Raw genomic sequence first — 18,136 nt, 5'->3', positions numbered from 1 at the left:
GCGGTAGGGGCCGCGAGGTGGGGGAGGAGGCCGACGATGGTTGGCGGAATTATCTGTGTTGGCATCGTGATCGCGCTGATTGCCGTGGCGATTTCTGTCGCGAACGGGAAAGAGCCCGATCGCCGTCGTGGAAGTCGCAGCAAGAGTTGGGGATACGGGGCGGCCGGCGGCGATGGGGGCGGCGGGTGGTCCGACAGTGGCGGTGGTCACGGCCACGGCCATGGCTGCGGCGGCGGGCACAGCGGGTGCGGTGGCGGCAGTAGCTGCGGCGGCGGTGGCTGTGGGGGCGGTGGCTGCGGAGGCGGTTAGCCCGCCCGTAGCGCGGCCTCGATGGAGTGGACCCGCTCCGCGGGGATGCCCCACGGACGGTCCACTCCCACAACGGTATCCAGGTCCCACAGCACGCATTTCTCGCCTGGTCGCGCCACGAACGACCAGGCGACCACCGTGCGTCCCAACTGCTCCGTCATAGGGTCACCCGAACCCGTGCCCTCGCCGTCGGGGAAGTGATGCAGAAACCGGCCATACGCGCTGTCGCACAACCGCGCATACCGCTTCGTGCACAGGATGAGCCCGTGCCACGCCTCGTCCACCGCATGCGAGGGCATGCCGATCACCCGATCGTCCCGCATCGCCGCCCCGCAGCAGCGCAACCATTGCCGCAGACCGGTTTCCACCAGCTCGCGCGGCTGCCACGGACAGGTCTTGAACACCGCCTCCGGAAGTTCCAGCGCATCCACGGCGCGATTGACCTGCTCGAGCCGAGGCGGCCGGGAACGGTGCAGCAGCATGGTTTCACGCTACGTCGATACCGGCGCGGTTCGCGAGCGATATTCGCCGGTCCCTGCCGCGCGGCTCACTGCACGTCGACCGCGGTCTCCTCAGCGTGTCCCTTGTCGCCGCGGGTGGCGCGGAGGCTGGTGAAGGTCACCGTCGCCAGCACCACCACGATCACCAGTAGCGAGGCGGCCGTGGGGATCTGGGGGACACCGCTCCAGATGCCGTGCGCCCAGTGCAGGACCAGCTTCACGCCGATGAAGGCCAGGATGGCGGCCAGGCCGTAGGCCAGGTGCACCAGGCGGGAGAGCGCGGCGTGCAGGACGAAATACAGTGCGCGCAAACCGAGTAGCGCGAAGGCGTTGGTGGCGAACACCAGGAACGGGTCGCCGGTGACGCCGTACACCGCGGGCACCGAGTCGACGGCGAAGACGATATCGGTGGCCATGACCGCGCCGACCACCAGCGCCAGCGGGGTGAGGGCGCGGCGGAATCTACCGGGCTGGGCGGGATCCGCCTCGCGGACCACCATCTTGGTGCTGCGGTAGTCGTCGGTGACCGGCCAGATGCGGCGCAGCAGGCGCACCGACTTCATGGTGGCGATATCGAGTTCCTGCTCGTGCCCACCGGCCGCGTCGGCCAGCAGCTTCACCGCGGTCACCAGCAGGATCATGCCGAACAGCAGGAACGCCCAGTCCAGGGTGGCCAGGGCGGCCGCACCGAGCGCGATGAAGATGCCGCGCAGCACCAGCGCGCCCGCGATGCCGTACAGCAGCACCCGCTGCGCCAGCGCCGCCGGGACCGCGAAGGCGGACAGCAGCAGCATGAAGATGAACAGGTTGTCCACCGACAACGACTTCTCCAGCAGGTAGCCGGTGAAGAACTCCACGGACGGGGTGCCGCCGTTGTTGAACCACAGGAACACGCCGAACGCGATGGGCAGGGCGATGTAGAAGACAGTCCAGGCGATGGCCTCGCGCATGGACACCTCGTGCGGGCGGCGGGTGAGCGCGAAGTCGAGGATCAGCAGCGCCAGCACCGCGGCGATCGTCCCGCCCCACAGCCAGGGCGTCCCGACGCTGTTGATGGTGGTGGAACTCGCGAGAACGGACAGGGTAGGACTCATGGGACCTCCTCGGGCAGGGTAAACCAGCCGAGGTCTCCTTCACCTGCGTCTTCGAATGCCACAGTCGCAGGCAACCATCCGGGGGACGCGTCGGCGCGGCCCGTACTGACCGGAGTGATTCTTGGGAAGTACTCCCCTCAGGTCAGGAAGGATAGTCGACCCTTACCCACGAGGTCCACCCGGCGCTGGTGTCAGCGCGGTGTGAGCACCACCACGGCGATCGGCCGCGAGGTCATCGTCTGGTACTGGGTGTAGCGGCCCTGGTTCACCTTGTCGACGAGCTGGAAGCGGCGCGCGTACTCCGGATCGTCCGGATAGGTGGCCTGTGCGGTGACCGGAATCCGCTTGGTGCCGATCTGAATGTCACAGTCCGCCTTGGCCTTCACATTGGCCAGCCAGCCCGGCGGCCTGGGCGACCCGCCATTGGACGCGGTGACCAGGTAGTCCTTGCCGTCCTGCGCGTAGGTGAGCGCATTGGTGCGCTCCTGGCCGGTCTTGCGGCCGACCGTGCGCAGCAGCAGCGTCGGGTTGCCGAACAGCAGCTTGTGGCCGACCAGGCCGTTGCTGTTCTCATAGATCCACTGATGTGCCTTCAGCACGTTCGCGAACAGACTCGCCATCGTGATCCTCCCTGCGGTCGTGGACTGCCCCAGATTAACGCTTCACGATCCGGTCACGATCTTGTGGATACGTTTCCCGAGCCGGTTCGCCCGGGATTACGAAAACTGCACGACGACAAAAGGATTCATCGCATGACCATCGCTCTCGCCACGCCGATAAAGCCCCGCAACCCGGTGCTGGTGTGGCTGGTCTGGCCGCTCATCACCCTCGGCATCTACTTCTTCGTCTGGTACTACAAGATCCACAAGGAGATGGCCGAACTCCGCCGCGACCCCGAGGCCCCGGTCGCGGGCCCCCTCCTGGTCATGCTCTTCCTCTCCTGGACCGGCATCGCCGCCATCGTCAGCTTCTGGCGCACCGGCACCCGAATCCGCCAATCCCAGGAAGCCGCCGGCCTCGAAGGCACCTGCAACCCCGTCCTCGGCTTCGTCCTGAACCTGATCCTCGGCCTCGGCATCCTCTACTACCAGCTCGAACTCAACAAGATCGCCGACCGCTACGCCGAATAGCGAGTCCAACTGGGCATCGACCCTCCCGAGGCGGTAGCATCTCGCGGAGCCCGTAGTGATCTGAAGCGGTCGGGGGCGGTAGCTCAGTCGGTTAGAGCCGTGGACTCATAATCCATTGGTCGCGGGTTCGAGCCCCGCCCGCCCCACAAACCCCCTTTCACCTGCGGATACTCCGCCTCGTTCTGTCGAGCCGCTCCAGTACAAAGCACCTCCAGCCTTGTATTCTGCACGTAGAATCGGCTCGCATGGGGGCCGAGAATTGAAGGACGACTTCGCCACGGAACTGCAGCGAAGGAACCGCAGCAAGAACACGATCGACGGCTATCTGGTCCGGATCGACTACTTCATGTCTGGCCGCCGCGCCAGCAACAGCGGGGCATGGTCCTCCAAGAGGAATCTTGGAATATTCGACGTTGAGCGGTACGCCCGGTTTGCATTCGGCTGAACCTTATTCAGCCTGTTGTCCGCTGCCCACGCTGCCGCATCCCCTTGCTGACCCGACGCTAGAAGATCCCGCGCGCCCGCACCCGCTGACGCGCCGACACTCTTGTTCGCCGGTCGAACAGGACCCTGCATGCAGACAGGACGCCCGCGAAAGTACTGCAGCTCGGCCTGTCGGCAGGCGGCCTTCCATCTGCGCAAGCGGCGTCGGTCCAGCAATCAGGAGAATTGAGTTGCTACACGGCCTCTCGGTCTACTGCCAGCCCCGGGTAGCCCTACGCCTTGAGTGCGCGGGACGGCAGCAGCTCGTCGTACTCGCCCACTTCCGTCAGCGGCGGATCCTCCCCAGCACCGAGTTGGCATCGGCCCGTACCGATCTCGGGGACGTACTTGTAGATCGTGGACCGTGAGACCCCGAGCAGCCGGGCGATCGAGGACACCGATTCATCAGGCCGGGTCAATATGGCGAGGGTGTGGCGGTCGACCCCGGCACCCACACCGTCTACGCCGCCAACATGGACGGCGATTCGGTGTCGGTGATCGAGCCGCGGCGCTGACTCGGGTGCAGGTGCGCACAGACCAGCGACCTGATGACGGAAACGATGACAACCCGGAACACGTTGACATGCCAGCATTTTCCTTGTTCAGGGCCGTTTCATCGGACTGCGGATCAGAAGGCTGCGCCCCGCCGGCACTCCTGTCGGTGTGGGGGTCGCCGCACCGCCCAACCCGGGCCGGCAGCTATGTGGTCTGGGATCCACCTTCAGCGTGAAGGAGGTGGTGCCGATACTGAAGCTCCATTTGGTCAGGCGTCACTGTAGATGCGATGACGGTCCGCAAACGAGGCCAAGATGCACCAATTCGGCATAGAAAGACCCTCTGTGCGTCGGGTGTCTGGACATGGGGAATGTCCTCCTATCGCATCGACGGTGAGGCCGCCGAACGTCCGGTGAGCCAGAAGATGATCAGTCCACACGGTTCTCACCGTCATCATCGCCACCATGTTCCGGCGCAGTCGAGGGGCTCCGGGTCGGGGGAGTCCGCGGCCTCTTGTCGTCGGGTTGCCCAGCCGTGCAGCGATTTTCGATGCGGAATGAATGCGGAACGAATGCGCAATGAATGCACACAAGTTGTGCGGTGAAAGTGCGATACGAAATCGGTTCTACCAGTGGGTTTGGTGGCGGCAAACGACCACCAAACAGTTGGGAGGAGAAGAGAAGAACCAGAAGAGGGGGAGACCACAAGGAAGAGGGGCCACAAGGGGGACCACAAAGAGAGGACCACAAGAGGCGGGTTGGCATGGCACGGTGCGCTGGTAGCGGGGGCGCGTCCGGCGACGAAACCACAAGCGGGGGCGTGAGCGTGGATGTCACGTCGACGCCTGGGCTCGGTTCGAATATTGACCACAACAAGGGATTCAGCGCGGAACTTCTTTGATGCCTGTGCAACAACATTTTTGATGCATAGAAATCAATTCTCGGAGGTGTGGCATGAATGCCATTTCGAGTCCTCTTGTCGTAGCTATCGAGTCGGTGTGGGCGGATCTGCGCGCACGTCATGCCGATATCCCCGATGTGGTGGTGGCCATGGCGTCGGGATCGATGGGTCGGCGTGGGGTGCTGAAGCTGGGGCATTTCGGCCGCGACCGGTGGAAGGTCGGCCAGCAGGTGATGCCCGAGTTGTTCGTCGGTGGTGAGGGTTTGGCGATGGGCGCGCGTTATGTGCTGGGGACGTTGCTGCACGAAGCCGCACACGGTGCGGCGGTTGCGCGCGGGATCGACGACACCAGCCGCGCCGGTGCCTACCACAACGGGAAGTTCCGGGATATTGTGCGCGAGTTCGGGCTCACCGTCGAACGCACTCGTGATCGTGGCTGGACGGTCACGACCGTGTCCGACGCCACCGCCGACACCTACAAGCGGCAGATCCGCACACTCGACGCTGTGATCGTGGCCTACCGCCGCGACGAGCACGATCCCGCTGATGGCGACGGCGAGGGCCGGGACGGCGACAAGTCCGGCAAGACCCCGCGCAACGGGCGCGCACTGGTGTGCACCTGCACGTCGGCGCGGCGAGTTCGGGCGGCGCAGAAGACCATCGACGCGGGCCCGATCCTGTGCGGAGTGTGCCGCGAACCGTTCGCCGCCGAGGCCGAGGAGTGAGATGAAGCCACCGATGGCCTATTACGGGGGCAAAACGACGATCGCGGCGAAGGTCGCGGAAATGCTGCCCGAGCACAGGCATTACGTCGAACCGTTCGCCGGATCGCTGGCAGTGCTGCTGGCCAAGCCCGCAACGCGGATGGAGACAGTCAACGACATCGACGGCGACCTGATGACCTTCTGGCGCGTGCTGCGCGACCGGCCGGCGGATCTGGCCCGGGTGTGTGCGCTGACCCCGCACTCGCGCGCCGAGAAAGAGGCCTCGCACGGGGACCTGTCCGGGCTGGACGAGCTGGAGCGGCCCGGGGGCTAAGGGAGGACTGAACAGGTTGGCCGCCTCTCGAACACAACATCATAATGTCGACCTACGCCAACTCATGTTGGCAGCCGGGTTATGCAGCCATTCATATCGGTCTCATTCATGGCGGACGGGCCTGCGTTGACAAGGAACCGGGGGCGCGGAATCGCGTCGCGCAGCAAACCGTCCCGTTGTACAACCGCGGTGGAATCGGCGCCGACCAGCAGTGCTGTGTCGGCACCCAGGGCGTGAGATGTTGCCCAGGGGTGAAAACGATCGCCACCTATGGTGGCTATTCGGGACGAGCGCCGACGCCGAAGATTCTTGTAAAGGCGCTACCAACGAAGCGGCAGACCTCACCCATCGCGCGCCGCGCCGATACACGAACCAGCTTTCCAGGAGTTCACGAATGCCGTCCACCTTTGTCGCGGATGTTCGCGAAGCCGATGCCTACCGCGCTACACCTTTTTCCGCGAGGTGGGCCGCGAACTGGTCGCGGAGGCGGTGAACTACCGTGCACTCGACTCCGACACACGGGCAGTGGGGGTCCGGCCACCGTGCCGTCCTCAGGCCGATCGGACGGAGCCGTTGCCGTATCCGCTCGGACGCGAGTTCTTGCGGGCGTGCTTCGGTTGCCCGTACGCCGGAGCGATCGCAGCACCGGCCGCGTGCCGCACGCTGCGCGCAGCATGCAGCGAACCAAAATCCTCCAGGCGAGTCTGTGGAACGAGACGGTGCCCCCATTCGCAGTGAGTCACCAGCATTCGCTGGATGTGTCGGCGCGAGAGCCGGTCGATCCCCGAGCAGTCGTAGCACGCCGGCCCATACCGTTGGACTAGAATTTAGGGGGGCATAGATTGTGTGGCAGTGGGGTCGCACTTTCGCCGAAGGGGCCGAGGCCGCGTCGTCGTCCACCTGGCAGGTCGACAATGTTCAAGCGCCGATTCTCGATTCTGATCAACCTGCGCAGGTTGCCCACAACGCAGGCAAGGCAGTCGTGAACAACCTACGGCCGCCACTGATGCCAGGGTCGACGTTCGGGAAATATAGCCTGCGGCGGCTGATCGGTTCCGGCGGGATGGGCCGGGTATTCGAGGCACTCGACACCTCCAAGGGCCGGGTGGTCGCGGTGAAAGTGCTGCCCGAACAGCTGGCCGACGACCCGGTTTATCGGGCCCGGTTCCGGCGCGAATCCCACATCGCCGCGCTGCTGCAGGAGCCCCACGTCATCCCGATCCACGACTACGGCGAGATCGACGGGCTGCTCTACATCGACATGCGACTGGTGCACGGCGAAAGCCTCCGCGCCGTGCTGAGAACCCGCGGCCCGCTGCCGCCCGAGCAAGCTGTCTCGGTGATCTGCCAGATCGCAGCCGGACTCGACGCGGCACACCACGACGGTCTGGTCCATCGTGACGTCAAGCCGGACAATATCCTGCTCACCCACGACGGGTTCGCCTACCTGGCCGACTTCGGCCTGGCCAACACGAACACCGACGAACGCCTGACCCAGACCGGATCGGCGATCGGGTCGTTCAGCTACATGGCACCCGAACGTTTCCGATCCGGCCCGGCCACGCCGGCTGTCGACGTGTATGCCCTGGCGTGCGTGTTGCACGAATGCCTGACCGGCACCCGCCCTTACGCGACCGACGGCGGCGACGCCGCCATCATGCGGGCCCACATGATCGAACTTCCACCCCGAACGAGCAGCTACGCACCGGGAATCCCGGTCGCGATCGACGCTGTCGTCGCGCGCGGTATGGCGAAGTCGGCCGATGAACGCTACGCCAGCGCCGGCGAACTGGCCGCCGCCGCGCACGCCGCACTTGCACCGTCTACCGGCGACGCCGAAGACGATAGTCCCCTTGCCGTATTCGAATACGATCCCACCGTGGCGGCGCATCCCGCACCCCGGGCGACCTCCACACCCGAGGCGAGATCCGTCCCGGGGCCCAGGCGCCGGCCACGCGGCCTCTGGATCGCCGCTGCCGTGGCCGCCGTGGCCGTCGTGGCCGTCGGAGCCTGGCCGCGACTCCACAAGCCGACACCACCGGCCCCGGGGACGGCGAAATCCGAATTCACCGACGACGACATCACCCTGCTGACGAACGTGCAAGGCCCGTACAACCGCAGCATCTGTCATCACTCGAACCCAGAGGCGATTCTGGGGGAGAAAGCCCGTCTCGCCTGCGACGAGATTCCCGAAATCCGCGTGCCCAGAGCGGAGTTCCACCTGTTTCCCAACGCCGACGCGCTAGGCAAGGCCTATCACGGCTTACCGGTACAGACCAGCAGCTGTCCGGGCTATCCGTCCGGCCCGGATGGCCCCGCGACGAGAGACGGCAGGGAGGTCGGGCGGACGACCTGCTTCATGGATGCCACTACGACACCACCGACCTCGGGGGTGATCCAAACCGACGACGCGGCCATGAGCATGGCGGTTTTCTACTTCACCGAGTCGGTGGGCGGTAACGCCAGCTTGTTCTGGACACTGAAAGACATGGGAGAGGGAAATTCGCAATTCCGGACCAAACCGAAGGACCCGGACTACACCACTCCGGCCGACCGCGATCTGCTCACCAAACTGCCCAAAACTTACAACCCACGATACTGTCGACACGAGTCACCCGAGAGCGATGCGACCGCCGTCGTCGTATGCTTGGGCAACGAGTCTGGTGCGCCGACAGCAACGTTTTTCCAATTTCCCAACCATCCGATCGCGACCCAGTTTTTCGATGGTGTCATGAGGAAGTCCGGCGGGCGCGCGTGCGGCGGTGCAACGGTTCCCGAGCAACCGTCGATTCGAAATGGCGCGACCGTCGGCCGGTTCACCTGCACCACCGATCCTGTGCCGACGCTCGTTGCGTTGGATCAGAGCAGCGACATCGCCATTCGAGTCAAAGCAGTCGGTCCCGATTCCCCCTCGAACCGTCCCAAGACGGATCAGGGTTTGATCGATTGGTTCAAAAAGAACCCGCTGTAGGCGCCGATGTCTCCGCGGAGTCGGCGAACCAGCGTCGACCGCACGTCGATACGTCGATAACTCGCGTCATGCGGACTGACGAAGTCGACTGGTCTTCAATGCCGATGCGACGTGCGAACTCGCTAAGTCCGGGCGGTGGTTGCATTCCGTTTGCGATCCGCACCAGCACCAGCACCGGCACCGGCCGAGGCAGGGGCTGTGGGTCAGGCCATGGATCCTTGGGCTTCGGTTGCTCCCCGGGCAACCGCGTCTGGCCTCGCAGCCGCTGCGCTCGTGTCACAGTGTGGGCTGCCCGGGGCGCCGCAGCCAGTTCGCCCTGGTCCGGGGCTGGAACACCGCGGATAGATCTGGCAGGAGCCTCCGCCCCTCCGTGTACTGGAGAACCCGCCGCCCGGTGGGGAACTGAGTTAGCAGTCGAATCTAGGGCACCGAGGCATCGGCGGATGCCAGTGGCTTTGCGAGGCGGCATCGAACGACGACACGGATGCCACCGGTGATGCGGCTAGCGGCAGCGAGCCCGACATCCCCAAGACGCTGGGGCCGAGCAGCATGAGTCCGCCGGTAAGGGCCATCGACAGCAGGACGCGGCGGCGGGCATGCGAGTGCATTCGCCTGCCAGGGGTCCCGGGACGAGAAGACAGAAACTGAACAGCAAGAGGCATCTGCATCACTTCCCTGGGCGCGGTATCGCTCACGACGTGGACAGGGTCAATTCTCGTCTGTGAACGGATCGCGCAACACCCACCCCAGGGTGAAAACCCGCACCCGCCCTTACCGGCTGGCCGATCGGATTTCGGTCAACAGGGCCACTCCTGCTGTGACCGATTTGATGGTCACGCCGAACCCCGCACGATCGTTCCTCTCGCCGAAAGCGGACGAAACTCGCTGCTGTCAACGCTCCCGAATGTCCGGTCTTGTCGACTACCGAATGTCCCTGCAATGCCGATGAGTGCGCTCGACAGCCTGATGCAGACTTATCGGGATGTGCCCGCTTCGTGGAATGCGGGCAGCGCCGGGATGAGGGTGCCGACGTAGTCGCGAATCCGTCGTGGTGGAAAGGATGCCACCGGTGATGCGGCTAGCGGCAGCGAGCCCGACATCCCCAAGACGCTGGGGCCGAGCAGCATGAGTCCGCCGGTAAGGGCCATCGACAGCAGGACGCGGCGGCGGGCATGCGAGTGCATTCGCCTGCCAGGGTCCCGGGACGAGAAGGCAGAAACTGAACCTCATTCGCACATGAGTTCGAATGGCCGGCGTGTCTGGTATCTGCCAGCGCCTCGTGGTGAACCACCGTCCACGCAGCTCGGTGCTGGTGTCGTCGTTGCGGGAGCGCAGGGTGTACGACGGGTGCCTTCGGCCTGAGGCGGGCCCGCCGTGGCGCCGGATCTGGTTGCGGCACGGGCGCTTCCGGTCTGGCGGGGAGGGTGTCCGCGTCTACCGCATTGTCCACATGGATTCCCTATAACCCGGGCTGCCGGGCTATAGGGTTGCATGGTCATAGGTCACACATCGTGGGCGCGCGTTGGCGAGCCGGCTCGCTGCCGGATTTCACGGGAGGCGCGGCATGACATCGACGTATATGGGGAAGCCGTACTATCCAGCGTGGCTGGGTAACCTGGCCGACGACGTAACCGGGGAAGGCGCCGCGTGGGACGGCGTCATAGAAGGCGCAGAGGCCGTCCATGAAGTCGTGGTCGCCGCCCGCGAAATATACGAGTTCCAAGACTTTCACTACGCCGGCCCCTGTGGCGAGAACAGTTTCCTCGAGGACTACACCTCATCGGTACGCGGCGTGCCGATTCATGTCATCGTCCTGGTCACCTTCAACGCCGCCGGAAAGGCCCAGCGCCTCGTGGTGAACCACCGTCCACGCAGCTCGGTGCTGCTGTTGTCCCGCTTGATGCTCGAGAGGTTCGCCGACACACCCCTTGCCAAGCACTGGGAAAACACACCCTGAGGAGCGAACATGAATGCGCCCTTGTATCTGATCACCGGGGCGGGTGGTGGCACCGGTGGCGTGAGCCGGCAGGTGATCGAGCAATTGCGGGAACGTGGGGATCGCGTTCGCGCGTTGGTGCACCGCGACGACGCCCGAGCTGAGCCGTTACGTGCACTCGGCGCTGATGTCGTAGTCGGAGATTTGACCGATCCACGAGATGTGGTCGATGCGATGGCCGGCATCGATCGCATGTTCTTTTCGATGGGTGTCTCTCCGGACTACCTGCAGGCAACGGTAGTCGTCTGCGACGCCGCGTTGGAGTACGGCCACCTCGAGGTGGTCGTGAACATGTCCCAGATGACTGTTTCTCAAATGACGCTGACCAGTGTGGGAGAGTCTCGTCAACATCGACTGCATTACCTCGCCGAGCACGTCTTGAACTGGTCGGGTGTCCCGGTCGTGCACATCAGGCCGACGGTGTTTCTGGACAATCCGATATTCACCGGACTCGCGGCACCGTCGCTGCGAGAGCAAAACCTGTTGGCCCTCCCCTTCGGAACGGGTCGAACATCACCGATAGCTACCAGCGACGTGGCCCGCACGATTACGGCAGTGCTCGTGGATCCCATCCATCGCATCGGCGACGTCTACGAATTGACCGGCCCGGCGCGTTTGGACATCGATGGCCTGGCCGCCGAGTACACCCTGGGACTTCACCGGCAGATTCGCGGCACCGACATCCCCCACGAAACCTGGGTCCAGGAGGTTCTCGCGCCCCGAGGTCTGCCCGCGCACGTCGAGCAGCATCTGACCACACTGGCACTGCTACACCGTGCCAACCGCTACGACCGAGCCACCGACGACGTCGAGAAGATCACGGGACAGCCGCCATCCACGGTTGGGCAGTACATAGCCGAACACTCGGAACTGTTCTCATAAAGGACGCCAGACGGTGTGGCCGCCCTGGACAAAACGCTGAACTCGACCGCCGGACCGAAAGTTCTTGTGGGCCATGCCTATGCGGGCGCGGTGATCGGCGCAACACCTCGATTTCCGCATCCCCGCAGAAAGTGAGTCACCCAGTCATGTCCGCGATCCGATATTTGCAGGCCGACGTCGACGGATTCCGCGTGTCCTACCGCGAGGCGGGCACGCCGGGAAGGCCCAAACTTCTTCTACTGCACGGCTTTCCGACGTCCAGCCATATGTTCCGCGACCTGATCCCCTTGCTCGCTGACGACTTGCACCTCATCGCCCCCGACCTGCCGGGCTTCGGCGGTTCGGACATGCCGCCACGCGAGCAGTTCGCCTACACCTTCGACCATATCGCCGAGGTGATCGACCGGTTCACCGAAGTGGTGGGCTTCGACCGGTACGCGCTCTACGTCTTCGACTACGGCGCCCCGACCGGATTCCGGCTCGCCGTCGAACATCCCGACCGCATCACCGCCATCGTCTCCCAGAACGGCAACGCCTACGCCGAAGGGTTGAGTGAGGGCTGGAACCCGATCCGCGCCTATTGGGAGAACCCCTCGGACGCCAATCGCCAAGCGCTGCGGCAGTTCCTCGCACCGGAAACCACCCGCTGGCAGTACACCCACGGCGTATCCGACGATGCCCTGGTTTCCCCCGACGGCATCGCCCTCGACAACCACTACCTGGCCCGCCCCGGCGCGGACGACGTGCAACTGGACCTGTTCCTCGACTACCGCGACAACGTCGCCCGCTACCCCGAATTCCAGTCCTACTTCCGCACCCATACACCCCGACTCCTCGCAGTGTGGGGCAAGAACGATCCCTTCTTCCTCTCTGCCGGTGCCGAGGCTTTCCGACGCGACCTCCCCGAGGCCCAGATCCACTTCTACGACACCGGCCACTTCGCCCTCGAAACCCACGCCCATGACATAGCCCAAGCCATCCGGTCGTTCCTCACCGTTTGAGCGGCAGCGGTGATGGCCGGCCTGGCGGCCGAGTATCGAATCCTCGAGACCCGCCGCCTCGCCGAGGATCTCGTGCTGGGCTATCGGTCATAACCAGGTCTCGCGACTGTGAAACATCGCCCCTACCAGGGCGGGGGTTGGGTCAGCTGTTGAGGAAGGCGAGCAGATCGGCTTCCAGCGCGGTGCGGTAGGCGCCGAAAATGCCGTGGGGCGCACGGGGATACACGCGCAGTTCGGAAACATCCCTATCAACAACAAGATTCGCTCGTGGAACCCGAACACTCCGCCCGCCGACTACCTGACCATGCTGCACCGCTTTGACACCCACCACGACATCCGCACCGCCGCCGTCGTTCTCGCCTTGCTACTGGTCATCGCCACGACCGCCCGCATGATCGGCACACCGACGCGCCAACCCGCCCCGGCCTCGGATCGCACGCACTGAAAACTGCCCCTCGGGGATGAGCAGGACTGGAGGACAGGACAATTGGAACGACGAGTCGTATTGCGAGCGCTGATGGCCGCCGGCGGTGCCGCCACGTTCGCAACCACCTTGCCAGGGGCGGTGCACCAGAAGCGAAGGCGGACGGACAAGGCCCAGCCGGGCCTCTCCGCGTCCATATCGTCATGTTCGACGGTGTCGAAGAACAGGATTTCATCGGACCCTTCGAGGTGTTCTCGCTCGCCGCCATGCTCGCCGAGCGCGGCGTGGACCTGCGGTACGTGACTACCGGTCAACCCGGAACGATCCGCGCTTCCTACGGCACCGTCGTGCAAGTCACCGAACCGTGGGCACCCCAGAACGCCGATGTGCTCGTCGTACCCGGCGGCGGCTACACACACCGCGACGCGCCAGGCGTCTGGGCCGAGATCAATCGTGGCGTCCTACCCGAAGCCCTGGCAGCCGCGCCCCGCGCCGGACTGACGATCAGCTCATTGTGCACCGGCGCATTGCTTTTGGGCGCAGCCGGGCTGGTCAACGGCCGCCCCTGTACAACCCATCACGGTGCTCTCGACACACTGAAACAACAAGGTGGCGTCCTTACGAAGGCGCGCGTCGTCGACGACGGCGATCTGGTGACAGCGGGCGGCATAACCTCGGGGATCGACCTGGCCCTCTGGCTGGTGCGCCGCGAGCTGAGCGCCGAAACCGCGACTCGCGTCGAGGAGATCCTGGAATACGAGGCACGCGGGCCGATCTGGACCCGATGACCCAATTTCGATCCACCCGTTGACCCCTCCCCATCCTGGTGGGGATTCAATTCGGGCTCGGAACGGTATTGATGCGTATTTGTCAAAGGTTCTGATTGAACCGTGGTTGTGAAAACTGCTGGTAGGGAACATGATTCGGTAGAATCCCGTGGAACCTCGCAGTCGCCCGCTGACACGGGACAGCTAGCCACACCCGCAAGAATGATCGAGGCTAGGATGCTTGCGAGGGTAAGTGAGTCGACCACGTGAGGCGGCGAACATATGGTGACCCAGGACAACGAACACCGATCCCTGTACCTGTCTTATCTCGGGTACTGCAATGAGCACGATTTCGATAGTATGGCGTCATTTTATACATCGACCATCAAAGTCGATGACGTTCCTATGGATCCAGCCGCTGTTACGGCGCAATTCTCACCTCTTGTCTCCGGATTTCCCGACTGGCATTGGGAGATACGGCACCTCGTCGTCGACGGCAACTATATCGCGGTGCACTTCACGGTAACCGGTACCCATCGGGGGACTTTCCAGGGAATTGAGGCGACCGGTCGTCGGGTGACTATTTCAGAGTTCACTCTTTATCACCTCGAAGACGGCAAGTTCGCCGAGGTCTGGGACTACACCGATATCGACGCGTTGATGAGGCAAATCGAGCAAGGCGAGGCACTGCTGACGGGCCCCACCGACGAAGCCGGTACCGCAGATAGCTGACTTCGCTCGCGTCCATTTGGTTTGACTCCACCTCCTGGAAGGCAGGCCGATGACCCCCACCACACCCTCGTTCTTCGAGGCGCAACTTCCCGCCCTCTCGAGCAGCGGAAGAGACGTTCAACGTCACGAGCGATGTCTGCCGCGTACTCAACGGCTATACCCCGGCCGGTTTCGAGCAAGTGATCAAGGGGCTCGCGCGACCGGCACCGAAGCGTGAGCTTCCCCCGAGAACTGAAGAGCCGGCGCCAGAAGACATCGCGGCAGCACAGTTCCTGTTCAGCAACTACTGGACCGCACGAGCCGACGATCCCTGGGCGAAATTCTTCGTCCGCTGATCCCGCGCCCGCATGGATAGCACGCTCGATTGCCGTGCCCACTGGAGAAAGGGGCTGATCGATCATCATGACCGCGAAATCGTCCGTACAGAGCGTCACATACGATTTGCTGAGGTCGCTGCGCCTGACAACGATCTTCGGTAATCCGGGTTCGACCGAGGAGACATTTCTCAAGAACTTCCCGGATGATTTCACGTACGTCTTGGGGCTGCAGGAAGCGTCTGTCATCGCTATGGCGGACGGCTTCGCCCAGACCACGCGGCGTCCTGCGTTGGTGAACCTGCACTCTTCGGCGGGGCTGGGCAACAGCATCGGCAACCTGGTCGCGGCCTATCACGGACACACGCCGCTGATCGTCGTGGCCGGTCAGCAGCACCGCGAGTTGTTGATCGGCGACCCGTACCTGAGTAACCGCGACGCGGTGGCGATGCCGAGGCCGTGGGTGAAGTGGTCCTATGAGCCCGCACGCGCCGAGGCCGTGCCCGAAGCGCTCATGCGTGCCTATGCGATGGCCGTGCAGCCTCCTGCCGGACCTGTGTTCTTGTCCATTCCGCTCGACGACTGGAACCAGCCACTGCATGGGCCCGCGGTACTGCGGGACGTCAGCACGACCTACGCGCCCGACCCGGAGCGTCTGCGGCGCTTCGCCGAGCGCATCACGGTGAGTCGGCGGCCGGCCCTGATCCTCGGGCCCGACGTGGACCGGGCCCGCGGGTGGGACGCCGGCATCGCGCTGGCGGAGAAGTTGCGGGCTGCGGTGTACAGTCCTCCGCTCCCGGATCGCGCTTCCTTCCCGGAGGACCACCCGTTGTTCCAGGGGTCGGTCGGTATGTCGGTCAAGGCCATCGGCGAACGGCTGGCCGGACACGATCTCGTCGTGGTGATCGGGGCCGAGGTCTTCCGCTACTACCCCTACGTACCCGGCGACATCCTGCCTGCCGGAACCGAGTTGCTGCAGATCACCGACGATCCGGGGATTGCCGCGGCCGCCCGTGTCGGGGACAGCCTCCTGGGCGATGCCCGGCTGTCGATCGAGCTTCTCACCGAACTGGTGGGCGACGGCGCAGGCCGTGAGGTGCCCAAGCCCATGCCGCGTGACCGGAGGCTGCCGGAAACGTCGAACGGCACGCTCACGCCCGCCGAGGTCTACGCGGCGCTCAGCGAAGTACGTCCCGAACACGCCGTCTTCGTCAACGAGTCCACCTCGACCATGGCGCAGCATGCCAACTGGCTGCCCGCCGTGGAGCCGGACTCGATGTTCGCCACTGCCAGTGGTGGTATCGGCTGGGCCGCACCGGCTGCGGTCGGTGTCGCACTGGGCGACCGCGACCGTGGCGTCACGCGCCCGGTGATCGGTCTGATCGGGGACGGCTCGTTCCAGTACTCGGTCCAATCGCTGTGGACAGCAGTACAACACAATGTGCCGATCGTGTACGTCGTGATGCGCAACCACGAGTACTCCATCCTCAAATCCTTTGCCGCTCTGGAACAGACACCGGGTGTCCCTGGACTCGACCTCCCCGGTCTCGATATCGCCTCCGTGGCAAGAGGATTGGGCTGCCATTCCGTCGACGTCACCTCCGCCGGAGACCTCGAGAAGGAGTTCCGGCTCGCGCTGGAGTCCGGCACCACCACGGTCATCGTGGTGACCACCCAACCCGAGAAGGCCGCACTCTGAGCGATCGGCAATTCCGATTCCGCTCAGGCTCGACCGTCCGGTCATCAGACCCCATGCTCGCTGCCCACCAGCGCAAGTTGGCGCGATCGAAGGAGCCGCAGGGGGACCTGCGGCTCCTTGGGGTTCGGGTTACTTGGTGGCCGGTGGGGTGAAGGGTTGGTTGATGGTGGAGAAGTAGTGGATCACAGCGAATACAGCTACGACCTGGGTGAATGTCAGGGGCGGCGCATTATGATCCCTCAAATTGACTACTGACAAGCGACGCGGCCCGCATCCAGCCTGATCCCACGACTGCGCTCAGGCCGCCCGGCGCCCTAGAAGATTGCCCAGGACGCGGAGCTGGGCAGTGGCGCCGCCGAGACTGAACTCGGCGCGTTTGGCCGCGACGAAGTACCGGTTCATCGGCCCGTCGGTGTCGATGCCCACACCGCCGTGAATATGAACTGCGGTGTGCGCCACCCGATGGCCGGCCTCTGCCGTCCAGAATTTCGCGGTAGCGATCTCTTGCTCGGCGGGCAGACCTGCGGCCTCGCGGGCGGCGGCCTGCCAGAGTGTCAACCGCACGGCCTCGACGTCGATGTAGGCGTCGGCAAGCCGTGTCCGCACCGCCTGGAAGGAGCCGATCGGCTTGTCGAATTGCGTACGAGTGCGGGCGTATTCGGCGGTCAGCGCCAATGCCTTCTCCAATACCCCGAGCTGCCACGCGCACCACGCCAAGGTCGCACGGCGGCGCGCCCACTCGACACCTTCCGCCCGGCTCAGCACGATGGTGGCAACATTGTCCAGCTCCAGCAACGCGGCGTCGTCGGTATCGACGAGACGCTGCGCGGTCGTGGTGAGTCCGGCGGCAGCACGGTCGATCAGCACCAATGCCGGGCCGTTGGCGGTGGTGGCCTCGAGCAGGAAAGTGGTGGCGAAAGCGCCTGCGGTGACGACGGTTCGGCTGCCGCTCACCGTCCAGCCGGCGTCGGTTTCGGTGCAGCGCAAGGAGGCTCGGCTGGTGGAGCCGTCGCCGACCGAGACGGCGATGGTCGCGTCGCCGCGCAGCACCGGCGTGATGTAGCGCCCGATCAGGCTGTCGTCACCGAACTCGGCAATCGCGGAGGCGCCGACGGCGATGCTGCTCGAGTACGGTGCGGGCGCGAGGGTCCGGCCGATCTCGATCAGCACCGACGCCTGCTCGAGTACGTCGAATCCGCTGCCGCCCACAGACTTCGGCAGTGCCGCGTCGAGCAGACCGGCACCGGCCAGCGTGCGCCACAGGTCCGCGTCGAAACCGGGCGCGTCGCGGAGTCCGGAAGCGGATCGTACGCTGTTGTCGTTCTTGTCCGACCAGTCGCCGAGAATCTGCTTGGCGAGCCCGGCAAGGTCTTGCTGTGCCTCGGTGAGCGTGAAATCCAT

General features: G+C 64.6%; 18 protein-coding genes and 1 tRNA gene. 13 read left to right on the top strand and 6 right to left on the bottom strand.

Annotated features, from left to right (window positions below):
• Nucleotides 1-305: 305 nt before the first annotated feature.
• From ACFXN1_RS28870 to ACFXN1_RS28860, 3 genes are all read right to left on the bottom strand, one after another.
• Nucleotides 306-791 carry a hypothetical protein gene (locus tag ACFXN1_RS28870; protein WP_379442996.1) on the bottom strand — a complete coding sequence of 162 codons (486 nt, stop codon included), beginning with the start codon at nt 789-791 and terminating at the stop codon, nt 306-308.
• Between the two features lie 65 nt (nt 792-856).
• Entirely contained in the window at nt 857-1,903 is a 1,047-nt protein-coding gene (locus ACFXN1_RS28865) for a TerC/Alx family metal homeostasis membrane protein (protein WP_379442997.1), read from the bottom strand.
• Nucleotides 1,904-2,094: 191 nt separating this feature from the next.
• Nucleotides 2,095-2,523, bottom strand: a complete 429-nt coding sequence (locus ACFXN1_RS28860) for a nitroreductase family deazaflavin-dependent oxidoreductase (protein WP_354838026.1) — start codon at nt 2,521-2,523, stop codon at nt 2,095-2,097.
• Nucleotides 2,524-2,655: 132 nt separating this feature from the next.
• Here ACFXN1_RS28860 and ACFXN1_RS28855 point away from each other — a divergent pair, with 132 nt between their 5' ends.
• The 3 genes from ACFXN1_RS28855 (at nt 2,656) to ACFXN1_RS28845 (ending at nt 3,478) form a co-directional block, all read left to right on the top strand.
• Nucleotides 2,656-3,033 carry a DUF4234 domain-containing protein gene (locus tag ACFXN1_RS28855; RefSeq protein WP_379442999.1) on the top strand — a complete coding sequence of 126 codons (378 nt, stop codon included), beginning with the start codon at nt 2,656-2,658 and terminating at the stop codon, nt 3,031-3,033.
• Nucleotides 3,034-3,105: 72 nt separating this feature from the next.
• Nucleotides 3,106-3,179 (top strand) — tRNA-Ile (locus tag ACFXN1_RS28850).
• Nucleotides 3,180-3,292: 113 nt separating this feature from the next.
• Nucleotides 3,293-3,478 carry a hypothetical protein gene (locus ACFXN1_RS28845; protein ID WP_379400039.1) on the top strand — a complete coding sequence of 62 codons (186 nt, stop codon included), beginning with the start codon at nt 3,293-3,295 and terminating at the stop codon, nt 3,476-3,478.
• 271 nt (nt 3,479-3,749) lie between these two features.
• Here ACFXN1_RS28845 and ACFXN1_RS28840 read toward each other — a convergent pair whose 3' ends face one another.
• Nucleotides 3,750-3,935, bottom strand: a complete 186-nt coding sequence (locus ACFXN1_RS28840; RefSeq protein ID WP_379443000.1) for a helix-turn-helix domain-containing protein — start codon at nt 3,933-3,935, stop codon at nt 3,750-3,752.
• Between the two features lie 1,029 nt (nt 3,936-4,964).
• On the opposite strand from ACFXN1_RS28840, the gene ACFXN1_RS28835 reads away from it, so the two are divergent.
• From ACFXN1_RS28835 to ACFXN1_RS28825, 3 genes are all read left to right on the top strand, one after another.
• Nucleotides 4,965-5,636 carry a hypothetical protein gene (locus tag ACFXN1_RS28835; protein ID WP_379443001.1) on the top strand — a complete coding sequence of 224 codons (672 nt, stop codon included), beginning with the start codon at nt 4,965-4,967 and terminating at the stop codon, nt 5,634-5,636.
• Nucleotide 5,637: 1 nt separating this feature from the next.
• Nucleotides 5,638-5,949: a DNA adenine methylase gene (locus ACFXN1_RS28830; RefSeq protein ID WP_379443003.1), complete on the top strand. Its 312-nt coding sequence runs from the start codon at nt 5,638-5,640 to the stop codon at nt 5,947-5,949.
• A gap of 844 nt (nt 5,950-6,793) precedes the next feature.
• Nucleotides 6,794-8,920, top strand: coding sequence for a serine/threonine-protein kinase (locus ACFXN1_RS28825; protein ID WP_379443004.1), 2,127 nt, complete (start codon nt 6,794-6,796; stop codon nt 8,918-8,920).
• A 974-nt stretch (nt 8,921-9,894) separates the two neighbouring features.
• Here ACFXN1_RS28825 and ACFXN1_RS28820 read toward each other — a convergent pair.
• Nucleotides 9,895-10,104: a hypothetical protein gene (locus ACFXN1_RS28820; protein WP_379443005.1), complete on the bottom strand. Its 210-nt coding sequence runs from the start codon at nt 10,102-10,104 to the stop codon at nt 9,895-9,897.
• A gap of 380 nt (nt 10,105-10,484) precedes the next feature.
• Between ACFXN1_RS28820 and ACFXN1_RS28815 the strand changes: the two genes are divergently transcribed.
• From ACFXN1_RS28815 to mdlC, 7 genes are all read left to right on the top strand, one after another.
• Entirely contained in the window at nt 10,485-10,877 is a 393-nt protein-coding gene (locus ACFXN1_RS28815) for a hypothetical protein (RefSeq protein WP_379443007.1), read from the top strand.
• Nucleotides 10,878-10,886: 9 nt separating this feature from the next.
• Nucleotides 10,887-11,798: an NAD(P)H-binding protein gene (locus ACFXN1_RS28810; protein ID WP_379443008.1), complete on the top strand. Its 912-nt coding sequence runs from the start codon at nt 10,887-10,889 to the stop codon at nt 11,796-11,798.
• Between the two features lie 146 nt (nt 11,799-11,944).
• Nucleotides 11,945-12,799 (top strand): alpha/beta fold hydrolase, encoded by an 855-nt coding sequence (locus tag ACFXN1_RS28805; protein WP_379443009.1) that lies wholly within the window; start codon nt 11,945-11,947, stop codon nt 12,797-12,799.
• A gap of 205 nt (nt 12,800-13,004) precedes the next feature.
• Nucleotides 13,005-13,244 (top strand): hypothetical protein, encoded by a 240-nt coding sequence (locus ACFXN1_RS28800; protein WP_379443011.1) that lies wholly within the window; start codon nt 13,005-13,007, stop codon nt 13,242-13,244.
• A 182-nt stretch (nt 13,245-13,426) separates the two neighbouring features.
• Nucleotides 13,427-14,011, top strand: a complete 585-nt coding sequence (locus tag ACFXN1_RS28795; RefSeq protein WP_379443012.1) for a DJ-1/PfpI family protein — start codon at nt 13,427-13,429, stop codon at nt 14,009-14,011.
• Nucleotides 14,012-14,272: 261 nt separating this feature from the next.
• Nucleotides 14,273-14,722, top strand: a complete 450-nt coding sequence (locus tag ACFXN1_RS28790; RefSeq protein WP_379443013.1) for an ester cyclase — start codon at nt 14,273-14,275, stop codon at nt 14,720-14,722.
• A gap of 402 nt (nt 14,723-15,124) precedes the next feature.
• Nucleotides 15,125-16,735, top strand: coding sequence for a benzoylformate decarboxylase (gene mdlC, locus ACFXN1_RS28785; RefSeq protein ID WP_379443015.1), 1,611 nt, complete (start codon nt 15,125-15,127; stop codon nt 16,733-16,735).
• Between the two features lie 297 nt (nt 16,736-17,032).
• Here the strand turns inward: mdlC and ACFXN1_RS28780 are convergent, their stop codons facing one another.
• Nucleotides 17,033-18,136: an acyl-CoA dehydrogenase family protein gene (locus ACFXN1_RS28780; RefSeq protein ID WP_379443016.1), complete on the bottom strand. Its 1,104-nt coding sequence runs from the start codon at nt 18,134-18,136 to the stop codon at nt 17,033-17,035.

It is taken from the genome of Nocardia sp. NPDC059154, assembly GCF_042755705.1.
In the GTDB taxonomy this organism is placed as follows: domain Bacteria; phylum Actinomycetota; class Actinomycetes; order Mycobacteriales; family Mycobacteriaceae; genus Nocardia.
Note: the sequence above shows the minus strand (reverse complement) of the source record. Positions and strands in the feature narration are given on the sequence as shown.

Coding starts and splice junctions, on each gene's coding strand:
- ACFXN1_RS28870 (WP_379442996.1), bottom strand. CDS start 791: ATGCTGCTGCACCGTTCCCGGCCGCCTCGGCTCGAGCAGGTCAATCGC.
- ACFXN1_RS28865 (WP_379442997.1), bottom strand. CDS start 1,903: ATGAGTCCTACCCTGTCCGTTCTCGCGAGTTCCACCACCATCAACAGC.
- ACFXN1_RS28860 (WP_354838026.1), bottom strand. CDS start 2,523: ATGGCGAGTCTGTTCGCGAACGTGCTGAAGGCACATCAGTGGATCTAT.
- ACFXN1_RS28855 (WP_379442999.1), top strand. CDS start 2,656: ATGACCATCGCTCTCGCCACGCCGATAAAGCCCCGCAACCCGGTGCTG.
- ACFXN1_RS28835 (WP_379443001.1), top strand. CDS start 4,965: ATGAATGCCATTTCGAGTCCTCTTGTCGTAGCTATCGAGTCGGTGTGG.
- ACFXN1_RS28830 (WP_379443003.1), top strand. CDS start 5,638: ATGAAGCCACCGATGGCCTATTACGGGGGCAAAACGACGATCGCGGCG.
- ACFXN1_RS28820 (WP_379443005.1), bottom strand. CDS start 10,104: ATGCACTCGCATGCCCGCCGCCGCGTCCTGCTGTCGATGGCCCTTACC.
- ACFXN1_RS28815 (WP_379443007.1), top strand. CDS start 10,485: ATGACATCGACGTATATGGGGAAGCCGTACTATCCAGCGTGGCTGGGT.
- ACFXN1_RS28810 (WP_379443008.1), top strand. CDS start 10,887: ATGAATGCGCCCTTGTATCTGATCACCGGGGCGGGTGGTGGCACCGGT.
- ACFXN1_RS28805 (WP_379443009.1), top strand. CDS start 11,945: ATGTCCGCGATCCGATATTTGCAGGCCGACGTCGACGGATTCCGCGTG.
- ACFXN1_RS28795 (WP_379443012.1), top strand. CDS start 13,427: ATGTTCGACGGTGTCGAAGAACAGGATTTCATCGGACCCTTCGAGGTG.
- ACFXN1_RS28790 (WP_379443013.1), top strand. CDS start 14,273: ATGGTGACCCAGGACAACGAACACCGATCCCTGTACCTGTCTTATCTC.
- mdlC (WP_379443015.1), top strand. CDS start 15,125: ATGACCGCGAAATCGTCCGTACAGAGCGTCACATACGATTTGCTGAGG.
- ACFXN1_RS28780 (WP_379443016.1), bottom strand. CDS start 18,136: ATGGATTTCACGCTCACCGAGGCACAGCAAGACCTTGCCGGGCTCGCC.